Here is a 20,457-nt window from a genome sequence, read left to right as displayed (position 1 = left end):
CTTTTTTTATTTTTTTACCGCCATATTTGTGGTTGTTATACACGGCGGTTATACAAATACTTTAAATGTTTGATTGCGCACGACTTTTCGCTACCTGCATCATCAACTCTTCTCCTGAATTCTGTGGTATTGCACTCAGTATTTCTGTCTTCTTCGTTCGCTCTGCTAGCAATTCCATTAAAACTTCCCGTGCTTGCTCAACACTTACGCCTTGCTCTATAAATTCTCCTATCTTTTCTGGCATCTTCGATAAATTACATAAACGTATTAATTCAAGAACTTCAGTACGATACTTGGTTAAATTATCAGTTTCTAGGTCATTTGTAGTTTGTTCATTCATAGTAATACTCCTGTTTTTATTAATAGATGAAAGAATTGTCATTCCGTCTGCAAGGCCTATTTCTACTGCTTTCTCCCCAAAATATAGCCCTGCCTCTGTTGATCGAATCTTTTCCATTGAAAGACCTCTGTTTCTTGCTATTAGCTGCAAAAACATTTCATATAGTCTTCCTACTTCTTTTTGTAAGCTTTCTAAACTTTCAGACGTCATTGGCTCATGCGGGTTTAAATCATTCTTTCGACTACCAGCAAAGATTGTGGTGTACTTAATACCTTGCCTTTCATCAAACCTACTTTGATCTATGTGACTTGCTATTACTCCAATACTGCCCACACCAGAAGTTCTGCTCACAAATACCTTCTCAGCGCTAGAAGCTATAGCATATGCAGCAGAATATGCATCATCATTTGCTATTGCAATAATTCTCTTTTTTGTTCTTGATTCATAAATAAAATCAGCTAGATCAAAGACACCGTTTACTTCCCCTCCTGGACTGTCTATGTCAAGTAGAATCGTCTCTATGCTTTTATCTCCTAAAGCACTCTCTATCTCTTCATGAATATTTTCATACGAAGTCATATCTAAAATATGATCAAAAGCTTCTGTTTTTTTTGTCAAAACTCCATAAATACGTATTATTGCTATTCCTTTTGGGTTTATATGAAAATGCTTTAAGTTCTTAAAGATAGGTTGTTTGCTGTTATATAATGATAGTAGTTCAAAGCTTCTTCTCTCTACCATTACTGGTTTATTTATCCACATCACCTTCCTTCCCTTTTATGATTAACATCAGAATCGAAACAAAGTCCAAAAGAATTAGCTCGCTTTTGATCTTCTGCTATTTCTTGGTCAATTTCTTCTACATCGTAACCCATTTCTGATACTACTTCTGCTCGACTCTTAAATCCATTTCTTACTGCCATTTGCTGTGCTTGCTGGTCTTTCAGTGGATCCACCCAATCAAATCCCTGTGGTATCCATTTTACTTCTTCTTTCGCTGCTTTTACTACTTTTTCATCTATACTCAGTTCTCCACAAAGTACTGCTAACTCTAGCCATCTACTCCATACTGGCCTGCAAAACTGAAATACTATAATGTTGTGTTGCAGCATAGCGCATCGACGACGAAACTCTATTAATCCAGCTCTGATTGATGAGTAATTAACACCTGTTAAATCTCCTGTTAGCTGCTCATATGTTATTCCTGTACCTATTGCTATTGCCCTCAGTTGCTGTCTCATGAATGCTTCATAACTTCCTCCAACATCTGATGGCTCTGAAAATTTTATGTCCTCTCCTGGGTCTAAAAGCTGCATTGTTCCAGGTTCCAGGCCAGATAGTGCTACTCCTTGCTCACTTGCTTCGCCTTCTCCCATGATATTTGCTTCTGGATCGAGTCTCGTAATAAATCCAGCAAACATTGCTGCAGTTTTCTTTCTCACCAGCTCTGCATCATCATATTGATCAAGCTCATAAAGCTTCAGCAGTATATTAGAAAGCCAAGGCTCCCCTCTGATTTGCCCAGGTCTTAATGGTCTATAAATATGTAAAACATCATTTGCTGGCACTCTCACTGATTCTCCAAATGAGCCTTCACCAGGGTGTTCTTTAAATAGGTAAATGCTTCTCTTTGCCCAAGCTTGTTAAACTCAATCCCGTTTCTTATTACATTACCATTTCCTAAAGTTTGATTTGTTTTATTATCTAAATGTTCAGACTCAAGTACTTGCAGTTGTAATGGCACAGAAAATCTATCTTCCAGCTTTCTCGTTCTTAAACGTACAAAACATTCTCCTCCCTCTATCATACTTCTGCATACTAGAGCTTGTAATCCATAAAAATCACTTATTCCACAGCTATCTGCTTCATCTGTCCATTTTAGCCATAATTCTTGCACTTTCTTTCGAAATTCTCCATCTCTTGCTTTTGATTGCGGCTTTATTCCTGTTCCAATAGAGTTACTTACTATTGTATCAATGATATTTGCTGCATATGGATTTTTTCTCACCATGTCACGTGATCTACTACGTAAAGTTTCAAGGCTTTGAGACAGCAAATTGTTTATACTTCCTAACTCTGGTTGAAAGTGAAAAAATCTTCTTCCTGAGCCTGCTGCATCCCATGCAGAGCTTTTTATCTTTGGTTTGTTAAATAATTGCTTGAAGGTTTTGAGCAGCATTTATAAAATTCCTTTACTCGTTGAAAAAATAATTTTCCTCTTTGGCTCCACTCCAGCAATCTTTAGCTCAGCTTTAATTCGTTGTCTTAAGTTTAGTAAATCATTTATATCTACTTCTGCATATCTTACCACATGATCACCATATGCAATTGATACTACTCGCTCTCCGTTTTGCAGCTTCTTTATCGCTTCTTCGACTTGAATTAAATAATCTTCGTTATACATTTATTACTTGCTTCTAAGAAACTTCCCCTATCAGCTCATCTTTTTTTATCAGGATATAACCAAATTCATTGGCTTTTTTACCCAGATTCTTTACTACTCTTTCCTTATATAACTTTTCATAATAATCCATTCCTTTTTCTACATATTCTTGTCCACATTTCAGCATTTGATAAAAAATACATGCTAATTTTCTTGCTGTAGCAGTTATTGCTTTTGGTGCTCCCAATCGATTTTTCAATCTTCTACAGTACGCACCTAATGCACTTTTACTGTGCAACATAGAATAACCAGCAAGTCGAAAAGCATTTGCAGCACGGTTAATTACTTTACGAGTTCCACTTCTAATCACTCTTTCTCCTGTAATCCTATTAAATGGACATAATCCCAACCAAGAAGTAAAATGTTTTTCTGATGGCCATTTATTAGCATTAAGACCAACTTCTGAGAGGATGGTCTGTATATTTGATGTATTAAGCCCTGGAACTTTGGTGAAATCCATGCCAGTTATTCGGTACAATTCTTCGTGTGCAGCAAAGTTTGGTTTGTTTCCTGCAGACCTCTTTACTTTACTGCATTGCTTATTTTCATTTGATCTTGTTTCAAGTGTTTTATAATCGTTTTCCATACTTTTATCACATTCTTTTATTTGCTCTTGAAAAAAAGTATATGCTTCGTATTCTTGCTTTAATGTAAACAAATGCTCTTCTCTATAGTCACCTGTTAGTGCTTTTGCTATGGTTGATCTGTCATTTTTTATTCGTCTATCACTCAATTCAGCCAATCTATTAGAGTTTCTTTCACCCGCAATTATTGCTTTAATGATTCGCATACCAGTTACACCTGTAATATCACTAATAACCTTGTGTAATTGAATGTTCATTTGAATTAATGCTTTTTGCATACGTTGAGTGTGTACAGCTGCACTTTTTATCAGGTTGTCATGTTGTCTATTATAACCACGTAGTACACAAATTTGGTTATCAGGCCTAAATGATCCTTGAAGTAACCCATAGCTATGTAATTGCTGTAACCACTGGCAATCTTGAACGTCTGATTTTCTTCCAGGTACATTTTTTACATGTCGTGCATTTACCAGTTTAACTTCGAATCCATATGATTCAAGTATTTGAAACAAAGGAATCCAATATACTCCTGTTGATTCCATGGCTATCGTTCTAACTTCACACTTTTTCAACCACTTTGCTAGGTTATGAAGATCTACTGTAAAGCACCCAAATTTTTGAACGCGTTGTTTATCTCTCCCTTCTGGTACGCATGCATAATGTACAGATGAACCAATATCAATCCCTGCTGCATTAGGATTCACTACTTCTAATTTACTTTTTGCTTTTGCCATATAAAATCCCTTATATATACCTTATAATGAAGAAGTGCTTTAGCTTGGGGCGGTTATATTACACAATCTTCTAAACGAGGTAGCTAAGAAGCTCCATCAATGGTTTGACCGTCCCTTCCAAAATCATACTGATCCACGGGCATTTATTGCACCATTGCGAACTCGATTATAACTGCAGAAGCACTTCTTCATTAAATTATATCCAAAAATTACTGCAATGTGCATTAGGACGTTTCTTTCTGGTTTAACAGATTTTGTCTGTTCCGGTGCTGATCCATTTGCTTTTGACTATTTTCTTTGATTTTTTACTTTCCGGTTTTTCACTTAAACTATTCCATTTACTCTCTGGCCATCTGTCTACTCCCAGTGCTATTGATGCTGCTCTTGCGTAAATTCGGCAATCTAATACTTCATTTCTTTCTCTTACTTTTTGCCACTCTTGTTTGGTGTATCCTTTTACTACCTTGCTGACTAATTGCTCTGCCGTTAGCTGCTTAAAATACTCAGGTACATACTCGGGAAAATGACAATACCCTGCTGGCACTTTCTCTTCTTCTTTTAAAACATTAAGTAATTGAAAAAGTTCTGACTTTAATATCGATACTCCTACTGGCCATAGCTTTATTCCTCTTTTCAGTTTTTGCCCACCAACTGTTATATCTACTCTGCTTGGACTGCTAAGTGGTACTAGAGCTTTATTTACACCTTTGACTGCCATTACTCTTCCACAGCCTTGATGACCTCTTACCCAATTGTATACTTCTTGTGTCGCATACCCAGCATCAACCGCCATCATACTTATCATGTATTCAAGACCATTTTCACCGATAAAATGATGATTTAACAGCTCTGAAAGCTTTTTCCATACTTCTCCACTTCCTGTATCTCCTTCAAATACTCGGTAGTCTATTGACCAACTTTCACGGCTTTTTCCCCATGCTACAACTTCTACTTCTAACCGATCTTTTTGAACATCAACACCTGCAGTAAGTACCACTTCTCTCTTAGGTACTGTGCCTACGGGAAAAAATTCTCTCCTGTTAAATAATTGCTTCCAGTCTGGTACTTCTCCTTTATCTACCCAGGTTTCTCCTAAAGTGGTATTTATCCAAACCTTCAGTAATTGTTCACTTTCCTTTGCATGGAGAAAATCCTCTACTGCTTGTTGCCAACTATACCACCCAACTGGACTATAAAGACTTGAAAGATGAAATCCTTTTTTCTCACCTTTTACTCTATTAGTAGGCCTCCATTCTCCACGCTCAAGCATCTCTGTTTTTTGATGATTTTCTATTTTGCCGCTACATTCAGTGCAGACATAATGTGCTGTTCTTGAGTCATTATCTTCCCATTTAATTTGTGACCATTTCAGAACTTGATAGTAATTACAATATGGACATGGTACAAAAAAATATCTCTTATCTGTTGCTTCAAATTCTTTCTCAATTCTGCTTATTCCATGAATCGTTGGTGTTGATACTAAAAAAATCTTTCGCCGTGCAAATGTATTAGTTCGTGCAATACTGAGCAGTACTGGATCTCCTTCACCTCCTGAATCTCCTGGATATGCATCTATTTCATCAAGAAAGAGATACTTTACTGGCATAGAGCGAAGTCCCACACTGCTGTTTGCTCCGGTTATTACTACAATTCCACCTGGAAACTCCTTACTTTGTACAGTATTGCCTGAATCTCTTGATCTTGGGTCTTTTACTTTACTTTTTAAACATGGTGTACTTTCAATCAGTGGCGCAAATCTTCCTTTTGACCAACGCTTTCCCATTTCAACTGTTGGCTGTACTACTAGCATTGGTCCTGGTGTTTGATCGATGATATAGCCAATCCAATTGTTACCAGCTTCTGTTCCCCCAATCTGCGCTCCTTTCATGAATACTACTTTTTCTGCTGGTGAGGACGGAGAAAGTGAATCCATGATTTCTTTTAAATAAGGAGTTCTTTCCGTTCTCCATTTCCCTGGCTCTGATGCTGCAGTTGGTGCTAGAACTCGATACTCATTCGCCCACTCTGATACTTTAAGTTGCGGGTCTGGTCTTAAACCTTCAGAAAAAGATGTGGCGTATATCATTGTCTGCATCTACTCATAACTGCAACATCATTAACAATAGAACTACACTCCTCCAATTCCATAAACATCTTTTTCTGAAATTCGTTTTCTATATATTTTTTGCTCATCTCACTTATCATTATTGCTATAACAAGCGCAAATATCCCTGTTATTGTTGCAAAAATGATCGCACTGCTTATTGTTGTTGCTGTTAAACCTATATATGCTGCCATTGCTACTGCACTTACTGAGGTAAACACACAGATCACACTATTGTATTTTCTTACTTTTGCATTTCTATGCTCTATACACCTATAATAAATTGGTACAGATCTGCCTATCTCATCTGGTAATTTGATACTCTTTTCTTTAAATAAAGTTTTTAGTAACTCTAAATTGTTTGATTTGATTGCTAAGTGCAGAACAGGTGTATAATTTGCTCCTTTTTTCAGCAATAACTTTACTACATATAAATGCCCTTTTTCTGCAGCAAGGTAAATCGGTGATAGACTTTTATTATTTGGAATATCAATATCAATTTCTTCCTTTAAGATTGCATCTACAAGCTCAATTTCTCCTCTTTGTGCAGCTAAATGGAGTAGACTATTCTTTTCAGAACCGTATTTATTACTCATCAAAGCCTTCTTTATCTCAGGTTTAGCGTAATCAAATGGTGTCTTGCCGCTATCGTCTTTTACCAGAGGGTCTATATCTTCTCGCGTTAGTAAAACTTCTATTGTTTTCAGTCTTTCAGCGTAATGTAGTGGCGTCTTATTTTCGTAGTCTCGTAAATTAACTTGAGCATTAGGCTCCTTTATTAAGCATTTGAGAATATCAAGACATAAATCTCTTTCATCGTAATTAGTATTACTTACAGCTATATGAGTAGGTGACAATTTCATTGAGTTTTGTCCCATGCGCGCGCTATTTACATCTGCTCCAAGCTTTAGCAGTAACTTTACTATCTCCAATTTTTTGTTATTAACTGCATAGTGCATTGGTGTCTGATTTCGTGCATCAAAGACATCTATTTCAGCTTTTCCTTCTCTTATCAAAATCTTTACAACTTCTGCATGTCCTATTCCTGCTGCTAGATGTAATGGAGTATGGTGCAAAGCATTTCGTACATTAACGTCAACACCTTTTCCTATCAAATATCTAACTGCATTAACTTCACCTATCATTGCAGCTAAATGAAGTAAGTTATCTTGTTCTGATCCGTATTTGTTATTAATTAGCGCTTGTAATATTTCTGCTTTTTTACCTTCTTTGGCATAATCTAAGGAGTTTTTGCCTTCATTGTCCTCAACAAAAGGATTAATGTTCTTCTTCGTGAGTAATAAATCCACCATGCTTAACTCGTCAAACTCTATAGCGCAATGTAGTGGTGTCTTTCCATTTAATCCTCTGACATTAACATCTAATCCAGGTTGATTGATGAGACACTTTATTAACTCCAAACTTAAGTTATCAGCCATTTTATATTCAAAATCTTTTTTATATTTGAAATTTAGTATTAGATAATTCTTGTAATGAGTTTGTAATCTCTTCGGTTAGCGCCATATGAATCTTTTCAGTGTCACTCAGTGATGCAAGCAGTGCTGAAGCTCTATTTGGAATATTAAGCAAATTATTACGTACAACTCTTGCTACATTAAATGCTTCGCGCTTTACTTCCTCTACTGCTACAAGTTCACCAATCTCAGCCTTAGCTTTCGCCTCAAGAAGTTTACCTCGTTCCATTTCATTTTTTATTCGAGTTTTTAGCAACATCGTGGAAAGGTTACTTGTATTTTCGTTTTCTGGATTTTTCCTCCTAAGTGGCTGACTTGGATCTCTTATTGCCGCTACTGCTTCATTTGCTTGTTCTCTATTGATCAAACCATCCTCCAACTCAACTATTCCTTTTTTTACTAAATAACAGACATATTGCTTTGAAACTCCTAGTTCTTTTGCCCATTCCGTTTGTGTGATCTTTTCCACTTTTTTTGCCCCTTTATTGCTGTTTTTCTTCTTGAATTTGTGCAAAAGTCTTTCCAGTACCAACTAAAATTGCCTTCCTACCTGTGTATATTTGCCAACGTTTTATGGTTACATCTACAAATTTTGAATCTAGCTCTATTGTTCTACAGATTCTTCCTGTTCTCTCACATGCAATCAGTGTACTGCCAGAACCGCTAAATGGATCAAGAACTATGTCTCCTGATCTGCTGCTGTTTACTATTGCTCTCTCCATTAGCTCTACTGGCTTCATCGTTGGATGTAGTGTATTATGTGTTGGCTTATCATAAAACCATAGATCACTTTGATTTCTACCTCCATGCCACTCACGTTTATTGCCGCTTTTCCATCCATAAAGCATTGCTTCGTATTGTCTTTGATAATCTGATCTTCCTAGCGTAAAGTGATTCTTTGCCCAAATGATAAAAGTTGACCATTTTCCTCCCGCTTCCTCAAATGCTTTTTGCAACGTTGAAAACTCTGATGATGATATGCAAATGTAAATTGCACCTTTCGTATATGCTAAAATATGGGAACAGATATCGTAGAGAAAAAGTTCGTACTTTTCACCTTGATTATCGTTTAATATCTTTTTATCTTGGCTACCACCATAATCAACATTATATGGAGGATCACAAACAGTAATGTCTGCCGTTTTATCATCTAACAGCGCTTTATATGATTCAACTACAGAGCTATCACCACAATAGATTCGATGATCACCTAAAATCCAAAGATCACCTGGTTTTGTTACTTTTTTGTCATCAACAACTAAGTCAGAAAGATCTTCTTCTCCACCATCTAAATCATCAAGGAAATGTTGAACTTTTTCTAATTCAAATCCAGTCATTTTAAGATCAAACTGTAAATCTTCTAACTCTTGAATTTCTACTTTCAAAAGCTCATCATCCCACTTTGCCCAATTAGCTGATTGATTTGCCAGTAATCGAAAAGCTTTGGTTTGTGGTTCATTTAGATTATCACTTAAGACCACTGGAATACTTTCCATACCAAGTTTTCTTGCTGCTTTAAGTCTTAAATGACCATCAACCACAGTGCCATCGCTTTTTGCAACTATTGGAATACGAAAGCCAAATTCCCTGATTGAAGCACACATTCTGTTTACTACGTCATCATTTTTACGTGGATTACGCTCATATTCGACGAGGTTTTCAACAGGATAGTAGTGGATTGCTAAATTCATATCTTAATAATTAAAAAGTTAATATTCAAAATATCTCTGACGCTAAAGAAGGCCTGGGGTCAGCACCACCAAACCCGCCATTATGGCCGAAAGGACCCACTTTTTATGGATTTCTCAGCTTATTAATATCTTTACCAAAGTCCATAACATAGAACATCAAAGCTAAAGCATCTGCTTGATTATCATCTCTAGGTGAAAAACTTTTTTCACGTATCGCTTCAATAACTTCACTCTTACTTGCATTACCTTTGCCTGCTATAAAGCGCTTTATAGTCTTTACAGGAACACCTTTGTATGGTACGTGATGTTCTTCACACCAAGCAGAAAGAACGGCAAGAAAACCACCGTAGCAATGCGCTGCATCAGTTCCTAAGTGTCTTCTCACTTCTTCAAAATACACTGCTTCAATGTTTGAGAACTTTTCCTTCATTTCATTTAGCCAGCTACGAAAATTTAAGAAGTGCATTCCACCTCCGCTGAAACGGCTACCATGAAAGTTTTCACTACCACTTTGAATTACTCCATCGGTGAAAATAGCCCAGCCGGTTTGTTTGCCGAGATCGAGTGTTAGGATTGACATTTATATTCAGAATTTGTTTTGCTAGAATGTAAAATCCCTATATAATATATATTCAGGATTTGAAAAATTTTTGTCCAAAAAATCTTCTTCTTAAGCAAACTTTTTAGAAAAAACTTGGTTAAAAATCAGTAAACAGCCATTGCATAATTATTGGTCAAGACTTTCAGATTTCTATCTTAACTATTTAAATAGTCTACTATGTTATTATGCTGTGGTTAGTTTCTTATGAACATTTATCCAAATCGTAAATTTTGGGAAGATGATTTAGAAGTCCCTGTTAACCATTTGCTTGATCGTTTTCACAATACAAAAACACGTCAGTCTTGGATAGATTCACTTTCTGGTAAGCAATTAAATATTATTTTTCAAAACTCCTTTAAAGATAAATTAAATGCTCAACTCTTTGATGATGAAAGTTACGATAATACATCTGTACAATACAAACGTAAAGTGATTGCTAATTATTCCGATTCTCTCGTTACTTACTACTTGATTACCTGTTTTGACCGTGCAAAACTAGAAGTTACTGTCAGTGAAATTGCAAGATCTGCATTAACTACGGAACTCATGAAATCCTACCTTGTAAAAAATAATAATAAATATGATAAGAAGTCTTTGCTGTTTCTACTGTTTCATGCAGATTACAATCTTTTAAAATCTGTCTATCACTTTGAAAAAATACAAAGAAAGAGTTTCATGTCTTTTGCCTTACAAAAAATACCAAGACGACCAAGTACTCCATTTAAGGACTTTATCTCAGAGGAAATCATACAACAAATACTGAAAGAAGATAACATTAAGAGGAATGACAGTTTCGAGAATCAACTACAAGGTTTCTTCTATCATCAGAATCGTTTATATGTGTTAATACGCAAAGCTAGCGATATAGATTTGTTGTTAAATTCAAACAAAGTCATTCATGGCCATAAGGCAGAGTGGATGATTTTGGATTTTCTACTAAATGGCACTCAGGTAGATCTTGGTGCTAGAAATATTGATCAAGCTATAGAAATAGCAAATAGCATTGCAAGTTGTTACTTTGGTTGCGAATGTATTTTTGTAGATGTGCAGGATAAAAATTTCGCGGAACAGGTACATAAATTTATAGAAACTTGTATTAATGAATCTGATTCAAATATTCGTGTTTTTGAGTTAAAGTTTCAGTCAAATCGTTTCAATTACAGCTATACTAATATCACTTTGACTGTTGCTCCATATGATCCTATTGCACCGGAATTGCATGTTTTAAAGCCATTTGTAGGAGACATAGTGCCATTTATAGAGTCGATTAAAGTAATATTTCAAGGCAAAAAGATAGGCTTATTTTTCAAGCGAAGTGATGAATATATAGCAATTTACTACTCTGAACATCCTCTGAATAAAAGGGAAAGAGAGGATTTTAAAGCATACATAAAACAATTTTATGGTCTTACAATCTTGCCAAGAGCAAATCTCTGATCTTCTTAATTCTGGCAGCTCTTGGGTTAATCCAAATCAAAATTACATCGAAGCAGCAAGGTATTTGTCAGATCTTGAATTAATTAAGATGCAAGAGAGGTCTTACATTATCTGCTCTCGTAGACAAGATAAATTAGATTGGCCCAATATAGTTGATCCATACTGTAACAATGAGATTTTCATTGATGAGGACTTTAACGAAGCATGCGATAATATAATTTGTGAAAATTGCAACCGTGATATTTTGCCTAACACCTACAAGAAGCAAAGATTTCACCGCTTATCTGTATATTTTAACCCAGAGAAATTTATGAATTGGTTTGAAGGTCAGCTAAGTGATACAAATTTTATGTGGCAAAAAGTGGAAAGTGGAGTTTATCATGTTGGTGGACAAGGTAAGATTGTAAGTTTAATCATACTTGATTTTTGCACCAATCCAACATTCTTAACGATAGATAAGCTTAAAGCTAATCCAACTGTATTAATAATACTGAGAAAAAATCCATCAAACATACCTCTTGATTTGCCCATAGTAAAAATGGTTGACCTTTTCTTTCAGCATAAGACTTTAATTGAAGTATTCCAAGAAGCAGCACAAAGAGGAATACTAGAGTTCATACCAAATACTTCAATGCAAATCTTACATACTGCACTTAATCTAATTGAACCTCCTAAAGAGAAGGAATTACTAAAGTTGCAATTGATAGAGGGCTCACTCTGAAAAACACATGTTGCTTAGCATAACTGAAATAGAAAAGCGCCTAAATCTTGATCCAGAAGCAGACCCAGAACATTACATTAGAAAACCAATAAACACAATCCAAAGAACAATAAAAACCACCTTAGCTAAAAAGTTAGGATTAAACATCGAACGTAATGATGTGATTCAAACAGTTGGTTGGCCTGGATCATCGCGTAAAGATTATGGCTACCGTATTAACCCTTTTACTGTGCTGATAAAAGTAGTTCGTTAACTGTGTTGAAGAGAAGTAAAAGATGTTACAATGGAAAAAGTAAAATTTGTGACAAGGCTTGTGATCAAGCTTTAAAGAAGCGTTCTTTGGTTGGTATTTTACCCTAAAGTCACATCTAGCTTTAAAATACAGTTTTTGCCTTATCTAAAAAAAATACAAATTCTCAATTACGTAAAAGCCTAAATTTCTTTTGCTTTCTTCAATCTTTTCTACTCTGTTCGTTTGCCGACTTTTGTGTTTGAAGCACATCTACATTCAATGCCCCTATACTAATATATACCGACCACTTTTTCCGGGAGTTTCTGAAAAAAAGTTAAAATAATTTTAAGACAGCTAAGAAATTAAAAAGAGCATTATGTCTTTTACAACAGAAATCTTCGCTATTTGAGTCCTTTCCATTTTGGAAACAACTTTTTACTTGAGCTGAAAAGAGATTACATGAGTTTTTGGTAAAAACATACAAAACCTATCTAAATCATCAATAACGCTATAATAGCCCTCTAAAGACGTTTTAAAGAATGGTATTGTAGTAGAGAGATTATTTTGGCTCCATTCCCTTCTTGTAAAGCTAAAGATACTAATGTTAGCAAACTCTATAAACTTAAGAATAACTGTAGAAACTATTATTTTTTAAAGTCAGAAAAAACATCACTTACAATTCAACAATTCTCCAAAATCAATTATGTTTGAAAAGTAATCACTATCTATAACATCATCACTTACATCATTGACGTGGATAAGGACTGGACGACATGAAAAGCCTTTTGGACGATTTAGTGCATCTATTTTCTTTTGTACCTCTTGTATTATTGAATAACCAATTTTATTTTTTGAAAATTTGATTTCGCAAATGTAGAGAGTGTTAAACTTCGTTTGAATCATATAATCAATTTGACAACCTGCACCATTACGCGTTCTTTTCTGAAAAAATGGATTCTCGCTTATTATTCCATCAATTCCTAAGATATTATGTATACCCTTTCTATTGTTCAGCACCAAATTTTCAAATTGAAGCCCAATAATTGTATACCACTCTGGTAAGAACCCTATAGAATAGGTGTCACGACTAATTTTTCCTAGATCTTTTTCGATATATTTTAGATAAAACCTTAAATAATTATCTTGAAGTCTGTATCTCCTGAGTCGTGAATCAGTACCAGTTTTTATACTCCAAGTATGATCTTTTGCAATAAAACCAGCAAGCTCAAGCTCATGTAGATACTCAGAAATGCGTCCATGTCTTACGATATTTAAAGTAGCACAAATTTCTTCTTGTTCTTTAGCTCCAGTAGAAAGAGCTCTGACTATTTGCTTATAAAAAGCCGTTTTTCGCATGAATAAATCTGAGAATATTTGATTAAATTCTTCAACTAAAAACCCACCTTTTGTAAAACAAAGCCTTTTAATATTTTCTTCAGCGCTATGTTTAAAATTTACCTCCTCTAAATACTTTGGAATTCCGCCAGTTACTGCAAGCACCTTAAATTTTTCATATGCTGAAATATTTTTCGGCCAAAATTCATTGCAATCAGAAAGTGATAATTCTCCGAGTGTTAAAGTTAACGATATTCTCCCTACGAAACCAGTGCTGCTAAGTATATTTTTCTCGATCCAGGATGAAGCTGATCCACAAACAACAAAAATTAGCTTGTTATTATTTTTTAGCTGCGTATCCCAAAAATTTTTTATTTTGCCTAAAAAGGTTGGATCTTTTGAGCCCATCCAAGAAATTTCATCAAACAGCAATAATGTTTTTCCTGATAGTAGACGTTCACCAACTGCCCATAGTAAATCGCTCCAGTCATCATACCTAGCAAAAGATGTATTAAATTGTCTAGCAACTTGTCTAGAAAATTCATTAAGTTGGTAGGACATTGTAGTATGCTTTTCTGGTGGCAAACCTATAAAGGAGTAATATTGTTCAAAATACTTACCAAACTCTTGAATTAAACGACTTTTTCCTATACGACGCCTTCCTTTGACTACTACAAAAGATGCAGTATTTTTTTCTGTAAGCTCCAGTAGTTGTTTTAACTCAGTTTGCCTACCAATAAATGATGGAGACATAAAATACGAAATATAAATCTTTGTCTCCGTTATACTAGATAAAATTGGAGACGTAAATAAATAAATTTAGATCTTTGTCTCCATTTTAAGGGGCAATCAAGTTTTACGAGCTTCTGTTTCTTCTTCTATGGCAGTAACTTCAAACTTTTTTCCTTGAGCTACCTCTACAATTTGCTAATTTCATTACTGAGAGTTTTGCAATTAATTGCTCAGAGGTTTGCGATAAAAGTTGTTGTATTCCCATAATAGTCTCCATAACCCCTTATACTCACCATAAGTTGTTCAATCTTTTTTGAAAAATTTTCTTTGCAAAGTGTAAAAAATGTGTCAAACTTACTAGTAAGTTTACTAAAGATGCCTTTTATTTGCGTTTTAGAGGGCATTATAAGCGTTCTTTAGTGTGGCTAGTAAGTTTTACCCTAAAGTTACAGATAGCTTTAAAATGCAGCTTTTGCCTCATCTAAAAAAATTAAGAATATAAAGCTGTTTATTTTGCTTTCTTCAATCTTTTCTACCTCAAGTCTTCATCGCGCTTGCATAAAAGCCTTATTAAAGCAACTAGACCCAGCTCACTTGGAAGTTATTGAGTATTCCGGAAAATCCGGAGATCTGAATTCTTAGTTCAGCTATTAAACTCAGTAGACCAGCGTTATGCGTTTGTTAAAAAAAAGATGAGGGTTAGAGCCTCTGTTAAACTTATGGTAGAAGTAAAGCTATTGCAAAAATAATGTTTCAAAAAGTCTACTAACCATTTGTTCTTTAGGTTCAAAAAATTTTCTTTGCAATCAACAAAAAGCATGATAAACTAGTTGTAGGGTTTTTTTTAATAAATAAAAGTTTGGGGTATTAAGATGCCTCGTAATCGAGTTTTAAGCTACCCTACATAAGTAACTTAGGTCTTGGTGGTATAATTGTACCCTGAAGTCATAGAATCTTTTTAAAACGCTATCATGGATCATTTGTTTTTCACTGCCTTTACTTTATATTTTTATTATAGGTTGCAACTCCATAGAAAAAGCAAAATTATGAAAGGACATCAAAAAACGTTAAGTTCTTCTCTTAACTGATATATACTATGTACTATAGCATAGTATATATTTATATATATAGATTTTTGCCATCTTGCCAACTTCCCTAAACCCGCTATAGAAGAGGACTTTACCCATGCTATCTAGTTGGCAACTTTTTGCCATCTTGCCATCTTACTATTTCTTTAAACTATTGATTTTCTTATATTTTTATCAATTTTAAGTTGGTAGAATGGCAGATTCTTCAGTTTGCCAACTTGCCATCTTGCCAACTTACTATACTATTTTGCCATCTTGTTTTGTAGAATTATGTATCACCCAAACGTCTGGATTTTCAACTGGTAAGGTTACTCCGTTATTTGGTGAAAGATAATAATCTGGCTTTACCAGCACATGTTGATTTTCAGAAATTTTTAACTCCATGTCTTTAACACATAAATAGCCGTACTTTGATTTAGTGCTTGATACTTTATATCCAAGAGCTTCCTTAAAGAACTTTATGTGGCCAAGAGCTGCAAGATGGCTAATCCTTTCACGGATGCTACGTTCACTTCCAAGGCCTAGCTTTCCCTCAAAATACCTAGCAAAGTGTGCCGCGGTGTAAGTTTCGCCTTTATATGCTTCATTAGCAATTAACTCTAAAATTATATCACATCTTCTTAGACGTTCTAAATCCAATTTAGTATTATAGCTAGACCTTACTATTCTTTCTGAATTTAATGTATCATCAGATTGTACAAACGCACCGTTATGCCAATAAAATGAAATCTTTTCTTCGTTAGATGCAGAATAATTTGACTTCTTACGGCAAAGTACTCGTTCATTACCAGAAGCATCAGCTTTATCTGGCTTTGACAAGTACCAACGAGATCTTACTGTATTATTCCACGCAGTTGAACCACCTGTACCTGTTTTACGGATTATTCCTGAATCAGAAGGATGAGCACATAATAATACAGCTCCTTTTATTACTTTCACTATTTTTCCACAACAACTTTGAATAAATTGTCTCACATGAGAGCGATTGTTTTCATTGCCACCAAATAAGTCTGCTGCTGTATCTAAAACTACTAGCTTTGGTTGAAACAATTTAATATCTTCAAGTAATTCTTCAAAGCAATGAGTTGATTTACCTATATCTTTGTTATCAAATACCATGAGTAGATTATCTTTCCACACTCTCGATAAAAAGCCAATATTATCATGAAAGTCACAGGATTCCATATCTAACTGATATAATCTATTTATAGCACACTGTCTTCGCCATAGCTCTTCTGTATCATCTTCACAAAATACACCATATGTCTTCATCTGCTCAATTTCCATTCCCAACCAAGATTTACCTGTGCTCGCTGCTGTCATTAGTTGTTGAGCAAGTAGAGACTTTCCCATACCACCATCACCGTAGAGAGCCGTAACACTTCCAATAGGAAGCCAATCTTTAACAATCCATTCTCTTTCTGGAGCAATATTAGCCCAAGCTCTGGTATCTATTCTCAACGATTTTTTTGAAGGAGCCTTTTTTGTACTAAGGATGAACTCTTCAACATTTATACCTTCTTTCACGCAATCAGCAGCGTCCCAACCCTTTGGTTTATCTTTAGGTATTTCCAAAATGCAAAGTTCTTCAACTCCAAGACAAGTAAGTTTCATAGCAGATTTTTCAGCGTATTTCTTACCTGGTGTGTCATTATCTGGCCAAATAATCACATGTTTACCTTTGAGTGGTGTCCAATCTGTTTTATTTGGGTCTGCATTTGCTCCAGACATTGCAGTTGTGGCAGTAATACCTTGCTCTATGAGAGCATTTGCACACTTTTCCCCTTCTACAAGAATAATTTTATCGGACTTTAAAATACCTGGAATATTATATAGTGGCCTTATCTCTGGTACACTAAAGGTGGATTTTTTGATATCAAAAGGAAGATATCTCTTTCCACTATCATCATCATAACGATATACTCTAACAATAGCTTGGCCGTTTTCATCGTAATAATCCCAATATGCAGTTGGATTACCTGCAGTTTTGTCAGTTTTGATCTTTTTAAAATGACCAAGCCATTCAGCTATAGAGTCCATTACTTCAGTAAACTCTGTTCTAGTACTTTTTCTATGCACTTCTGCCCAAAGATCAATTATATCTCCACCTTCTTTTGTTGCAAAATCGTGCCATAGTCCAGCTTCACTACCACTTAATTCTACTACTAGACTCTTTCCTTTATCACCTTGTATATTGCCTACATAAAACTTATCACCACGAAAAGTTCCTCTTGGTAATAGATATGAAAGGCATGATCTGATGTTTAACAGAAGCTGAGCTTTAAGTTGTTCTTTTTCTACTAACGGTACATTTTTTCGTGGAGCTGCAGTATTAAAATCACAATAGATACCCATAAAATCTCCAATATATTTAAAGTTTAGAAATTTGGTTAAGCTGTAGCTATCCAGCGTCCGTTAACCATATTTATGAATTTTGTTGGTATTGGTTTGCCGTTTTTAAGTTCGTACATCAATTGCAGGATATTCCTTTCTGGCCTAAATATCATTACCCCAGATGTATATAAACTTCTTAAAACATTAGCACCACTCAATGCTTGAAATGGATTCTTTTTTAACGTGGTTGTTGACACTTTTTTGGTGTAATGTGTAACTATTACTCCAGCCGTAGAATTAGTGATAGAGCGTAGTTCATCAATACCATTTTGCAGAAAAGAGATCATACTCCTATAATCAAAAAGAGAGTCTATTACTATAAGATCAACTGTTTTTACATCGAGATTTTCCGACATAATTTCTTTTATTTTTTCCACATTCAAAGTTAACTGTACTTTTTTAGTAATAACTAAGTTTTCTGTTCCTTCATCAAGGATTTTCTTGCTGATTCTTAACTTCTGTAAGCGCTCTCTTATGTAATCATATTCCATTTCATTCTGTAGATAGAATATCTTAAGTGGCTTTGCAGGCTTCATACCAAGAAATGATACTCCAGCAGCTAAATGTACTAACATGGAAAGAAGAAAATTACTTTTTCCGATTTTGGGAGTTCCACCTATGACCAAAAGACCGCCTGGAGTTAATATTCTTGGCCCTATTATATCTTTTGGCATTGGTGATTTATCATTTAAGTAGTGTCTTACAGAAAATGCTTTTTCTCCATTGTTTTGTAACGTGGAATTTTTTTTAGCGTTCAACCACTTTTTGGCAGAATCTATGTTATCTTCAACTAAAGTCCAAAGACTGAGTATGTCTCCCTTCTTTTCTTTATAAATGTTATTCCAATTTCCTGCTTTCTCTCCTTTTATTTCAACTATTATCTTATCTTTACCTAAATTTGCCAGATAGAACCTATCTTGATAAAATTCTCCACCCGGAAGTAAGATACACATTCTTTTATGTTATCAATTAACAATGATTTAATCTCTTTTTGAGATGAAAAACCCATAAAATTTTCCTCCTTTTTAATCAACATATTCTTTAAACGTTTAAAGTCCAGATTGGCGAGTTCACAAACAGTTTCAAAGGATCGTGATCGAATCCATTTACAAGCCTCTTTTTTAAGTTTTAGGTTCCTTCCTGCTGCATCCTGAAGAGCTCTAGCAATAACAGCAGCCCATAACTTTCCTTCGTCGTACTTCAAAATGGTAACCAGTCAGATTCAATACCATTGTTTTGTTCTGGAGTAACAACTGTAGCAATTCTGTTTCTATCTCCGTATCTACTGTCGGCTTCAATACCAACTTTTGCAGTAAACTCTAACCCGTTAAAATCAGCTATAGAGTTGATTTTTCTAGCAGTAACCGCTTTCTCTGAAGTGTCATGTGCATGAATATTTCGTGCTGACTCCAAAATGCTTCTAAGCATGGAACGACCAGATTCTCCCCAAGTATCTTCTCCTTCAACACTTGCTTTGCCACTTTTGACACCTATAATCTGAAAAATCTTGCGTTTTGCATATAGACCTTCAGTGACAGTAAATTCAGCGTTTAAATAGATGCTGCCAGTAGTGTAGCTTTTCGTGAACCAATTCTCATAACCTCCAGGCTTTATTGCCATTTTTACCTTGACTGTTGTACCTTTCGGTATTAAACTGCTTCGCAGTTTCGCGTTATTAAAATCAGTTAAAAAATCTGATAACATATTGTCTCCTATAAATTAAGTAAGAAAAATCAACTCCATTGGTCTACAATCTTCCAATGGCCATCTATCTTATCGACAAGCTTGCTTGCCACACGTTCACCATTACGCAGTTCAAATACTATCTGACGTACAGTACTTTCTTCATCATGAGCAAACATCACCATACCAGTACTGTAAAATCCACGTAAAGATCCAGCACCACTTAGGCCTTGAAATGGATCTTCTTCCAGCATCTTTTTGGACAGTTTTTTTGTGTGGTGGGTGAGTATTATGCCTGAATCTGGATTGATAACATTTCTGAGTCTTTCAAGTGTTTTTTGCAAGAAGAATAGCATAGCGCTATTGTCATTTTCATTGCCATATTCACTTGAGTTGAAGATATTGCGAAGAGGATCGATTGCAATAATATCAGGTTTGAAACGCTCTTTAACAACATTTTTAATTTCATCTATTTCTTCACTACTAAATGATAATTGCACTCTTGGCGTGATAATTAAGTTATTGGCAGCTACATTCAAAAGTTCGTTATCAAGTTGAAGTTGTTGCAAACGTTCTTTCATATATTCATATTCAATTTCAGTTTGCATGTAGAAAATTTTTAAAGGTCTATTTGGTGTCATACCAAGAAATGATCTACCAGCAGCCATGTAAACAAGCCAAGAGATCAAAAAGTCGCTTTTGCCAATCTTAGGAGGGCCACCTAGTACTAACAAACCTCTTTTAGTTAGAATTCTAGGGGAAATTATATCTTCTGGTATTGGCGATTGATCATTCAAGTATTCTTTCACACTGAAAAAGGGAATTTTTTGACCGATATTGAAAAAGCTTTGTTCCATAATAAT

At 35.0% G+C, this 20,457-nt stretch carries 16 protein-coding genes and 1 pseudogene; 3 read left to right on the top strand and 14 right to left on the bottom strand.

Going from position 1 to position 20,457, the window contains the following annotated elements; all coding sequences use genetic code 11:
- Positions 1-61 precede the first annotated feature (61 nt).
- The 9 genes and pseudogenes from AAGD76_RS00745 to AAGD76_RS00705 all read right to left on the bottom strand — a co-directional run bounded on the left by AAGD76_RS00745 (position 62) and on the right by AAGD76_RS00705 (position 9,951).
- On the bottom strand, positions 62-1,102 hold the full coding sequence (locus tag AAGD76_RS00745; RefSeq protein WP_341820187.1) for a S49 family peptidase: 1,041 nt from the start codon (positions 1,100-1,102) through the stop codon (positions 62-64).
- Positions 1,102-2,519, bottom strand: a pseudogene (locus AAGD76_RS00740) (phage portal protein). The gene AAGD76_RS00745 and the pseudogene AAGD76_RS00740 overlap by 1 nt, the downstream one beginning before the upstream one ends.
- Positions 2,520-2,744 (bottom strand): gpW family head-tail joining protein, encoded by a 225-nt coding sequence (locus AAGD76_RS00735; protein ID WP_019236402.1) that lies wholly within the window; start codon positions 2,742-2,744, stop codon positions 2,520-2,522.
- A 13-nt stretch (positions 2,745-2,757) separates the two neighbouring features.
- On the bottom strand, positions 2,758-4,101 hold the full coding sequence (locus AAGD76_RS00730; RefSeq protein ID WP_341820186.1) for an IS110 family transposase: 1,344 nt from the start codon (positions 4,099-4,101) through the stop codon (positions 2,758-2,760).
- A gap of 244 nt (positions 4,102-4,345) precedes the next feature.
- Positions 4,346-6,187 (bottom strand): phage terminase large subunit family protein, encoded by a 1,842-nt coding sequence (locus AAGD76_RS00725; RefSeq protein WP_341820185.1) that lies wholly within the window; start codon positions 6,185-6,187, stop codon positions 4,346-4,348.
- Positions 6,184-7,644, bottom strand: a complete 1,461-nt coding sequence (locus tag AAGD76_RS00720) for an ankyrin repeat domain-containing protein (RefSeq protein ID WP_341820184.1) — start codon at positions 7,642-7,644, stop codon at positions 6,184-6,186. Before AAGD76_RS00720 ends, AAGD76_RS00725 begins: the two co-directional genes overlap by 4 nt.
- Before the next feature lie 19 nt (positions 7,645-7,663).
- Complete coding sequence (locus tag AAGD76_RS00715) at positions 7,664-8,149, bottom strand: hypothetical protein (protein ID WP_236515040.1); 486 nt, start codon at positions 8,147-8,149, stop codon at positions 7,664-7,666.
- 13 nt (positions 8,150-8,162) lie between these two features.
- Positions 8,163-9,371, bottom strand: coding sequence for a DNA modification methylase (locus tag AAGD76_RS00710; protein WP_341820182.1), 1,209 nt, complete (start codon positions 9,369-9,371; stop codon positions 8,163-8,165).
- Positions 9,372-9,474: 103 nt separating this feature from the next.
- Positions 9,475-9,951, bottom strand: coding sequence for a crossover junction endodeoxyribonuclease RuvC (locus AAGD76_RS00705; protein WP_236515036.1), 477 nt, complete (start codon positions 9,949-9,951; stop codon positions 9,475-9,477).
- Positions 9,952-10,176: 225 nt separating this feature from the next.
- On the opposite strand from AAGD76_RS00705, the gene AAGD76_RS00700 reads away from it, so the two are divergent.
- Genes AAGD76_RS00700 through AAGD76_RS00690 form a run of 3 tightly spaced genes read left to right on the top strand, consistent with a single transcriptional unit; the run spans position 10,177 to position 12,383 of the window.
- Positions 10,177-11,409 (top strand): hypothetical protein, encoded by a 1,233-nt coding sequence (locus AAGD76_RS00700; protein WP_236515034.1) that lies wholly within the window; start codon positions 10,177-10,179, stop codon positions 11,407-11,409.
- On the top strand, positions 11,375-12,130 hold the full coding sequence (locus AAGD76_RS00695; RefSeq protein WP_341820181.1) for a hypothetical protein: 756 nt from the start codon (positions 11,375-11,377) through the stop codon (positions 12,128-12,130). The genes AAGD76_RS00700 and AAGD76_RS00695 overlap by 35 nt, the downstream gene beginning before the upstream one ends.
- A 7-nt stretch (positions 12,131-12,137) precedes the next feature.
- Positions 12,138-12,383 carry a hypothetical protein gene (locus AAGD76_RS00690; RefSeq protein WP_341820180.1) on the top strand — a complete coding sequence of 82 codons (246 nt, stop codon included), beginning with the start codon at positions 12,138-12,140 and terminating at the stop codon, positions 12,381-12,383.
- A 648-nt stretch (positions 12,384-13,031) separates the two neighbouring features.
- Here the strand turns inward: AAGD76_RS00690 and AAGD76_RS00685 are convergent.
- The 5 genes from AAGD76_RS00685 to AAGD76_RS00665 all read right to left on the bottom strand — a co-directional run bounded on the left by AAGD76_RS00685 (position 13,032) and on the right by AAGD76_RS00665 (position 20,451).
- Complete coding sequence (locus AAGD76_RS00685; protein WP_236515030.1) at positions 13,032-14,450, bottom strand: AAA family ATPase; 1,419 nt, start codon at positions 14,448-14,450, stop codon at positions 13,032-13,034.
- Between the two features lie 1,304 nt (positions 14,451-15,754).
- Positions 15,755-17,872 (bottom strand): AAA family ATPase, encoded by a 2,118-nt coding sequence (locus tag AAGD76_RS00680; RefSeq protein ID WP_341820179.1) that lies wholly within the window; start codon positions 17,870-17,872, stop codon positions 15,755-15,757.
- A 35-nt stretch (positions 17,873-17,907) separates the two neighbouring features.
- Entirely contained in the window at positions 17,908-18,864 is a 957-nt protein-coding gene (locus tag AAGD76_RS00675) for an AAA family ATPase (protein ID WP_341820178.1), read from the bottom strand.
- A gap of 247 nt (positions 18,865-19,111) precedes the next feature.
- Positions 19,112-19,615, bottom strand: coding sequence for a hypothetical protein (locus AAGD76_RS00670; protein WP_236515022.1), 504 nt, complete (start codon positions 19,613-19,615; stop codon positions 19,112-19,114).
- Between the two features lie 29 nt (positions 19,616-19,644).
- Positions 19,645-20,451, bottom strand: coding sequence for an AAA family ATPase (locus AAGD76_RS00665; protein ID WP_236515020.1), 807 nt, complete (start codon positions 20,449-20,451; stop codon positions 19,645-19,647).
- Positions 20,452-20,457: the final 6 nt, after the last annotated feature.

Origin of the sequence: Wolbachia endosymbiont (group A) of Cydia strobilella, assembly GCF_964026745.1 — a bacterium.
Classification (GTDB): Bacteria; Pseudomonadota; Alphaproteobacteria; order Rickettsiales; family Anaplasmataceae; genus Wolbachia; species Wolbachia pipientis.
This window is presented reverse-complemented; position numbering and strand designations above follow the sequence as displayed.

What these genes read in the sequence shown, in the direction of transcription:
- AAGD76_RS00665 (WP_236515020.1), bottom strand. Translation starts at nt 20,451, where the DNA reads ATGGAACAAAGCTTTTTCAATATCGGTCAAAAAATTCCCTTTTTCAGT.
- AAGD76_RS00695 (WP_341820181.1), top strand. Translation starts at nt 11,375, where the DNA reads ATGGTCTTACAATCTTGCCAAGAGCAAATCTCTGATCTTCTTAATTCT.
- AAGD76_RS00705 (WP_236515036.1), bottom strand. Translation starts at nt 9,951, where the DNA reads ATGTCAATCCTAACACTCGATCTCGGCAAACAAACCGGCTGGGCTATT.
- AAGD76_RS00725 (WP_341820185.1), bottom strand. Translation starts at nt 6,187, where the DNA reads ATGATATACGCCACATCTTTTTCTGAAGGTTTAAGACCAGACCCGCAA.
- AAGD76_RS00730 (WP_341820186.1), bottom strand. Translation starts at nt 4,101, where the DNA reads ATGGCAAAAGCAAAAAGTAAATTAGAAGTAGTGAATCCTAATGCAGCA.
- AAGD76_RS00735 (WP_019236402.1), bottom strand. Translation starts at nt 2,744, where the DNA reads ATGTATAACGAAGATTATTTAATTCAAGTCGAAGAAGCGATAAAGAAG.
- AAGD76_RS00720 (WP_341820184.1), bottom strand. Translation starts at nt 7,644, where the DNA reads ATGGCTGATAACTTAAGTTTGGAGTTAATAAAGTGTCTCATCAATCAA.
- AAGD76_RS00680 (WP_341820179.1), bottom strand. Translation starts at nt 17,872, where the DNA reads ATGGGTATCTATTGTGATTTTAATACTGCAGCTCCACGAAAAAATGTA.
- AAGD76_RS00700 (WP_236515034.1), top strand. Translation starts at nt 10,177, where the DNA reads ATGAACATTTATCCAAATCGTAAATTTTGGGAAGATGATTTAGAAGTC.
- AAGD76_RS00710 (WP_341820182.1), bottom strand. Translation starts at nt 9,371, where the DNA reads ATGAATTTAGCAATCCACTACTATCCTGTTGAAAACCTCGTCGAATAT.
- AAGD76_RS00745 (WP_341820187.1), bottom strand. Translation starts at nt 1,102, where the DNA reads ATGTGGATAAATAAACCAGTAATGGTAGAGAGAAGAAGCTTTGAACTA.
- AAGD76_RS00690 (WP_341820180.1), top strand. Translation starts at nt 12,138, where the DNA reads ATGTTGCTTAGCATAACTGAAATAGAAAAGCGCCTAAATCTTGATCCA.
- AAGD76_RS00685 (WP_236515030.1), bottom strand. Translation starts at nt 14,450, where the DNA reads ATGTCTCCATCATTTATTGGTAGGCAAACTGAGTTAAAACAACTACTG.
- AAGD76_RS00675 (WP_341820178.1), bottom strand. Translation starts at nt 18,864, where the DNA reads ATGTGTATCTTACTTCCGGGTGGAGAATTTTATCAAGATAGGTTCTAT.
- AAGD76_RS00670 (WP_236515022.1), bottom strand. Translation starts at nt 19,615, where the DNA reads ATGTTATCAGATTTTTTAACTGATTTTAATAACGCGAAACTGCGAAGC.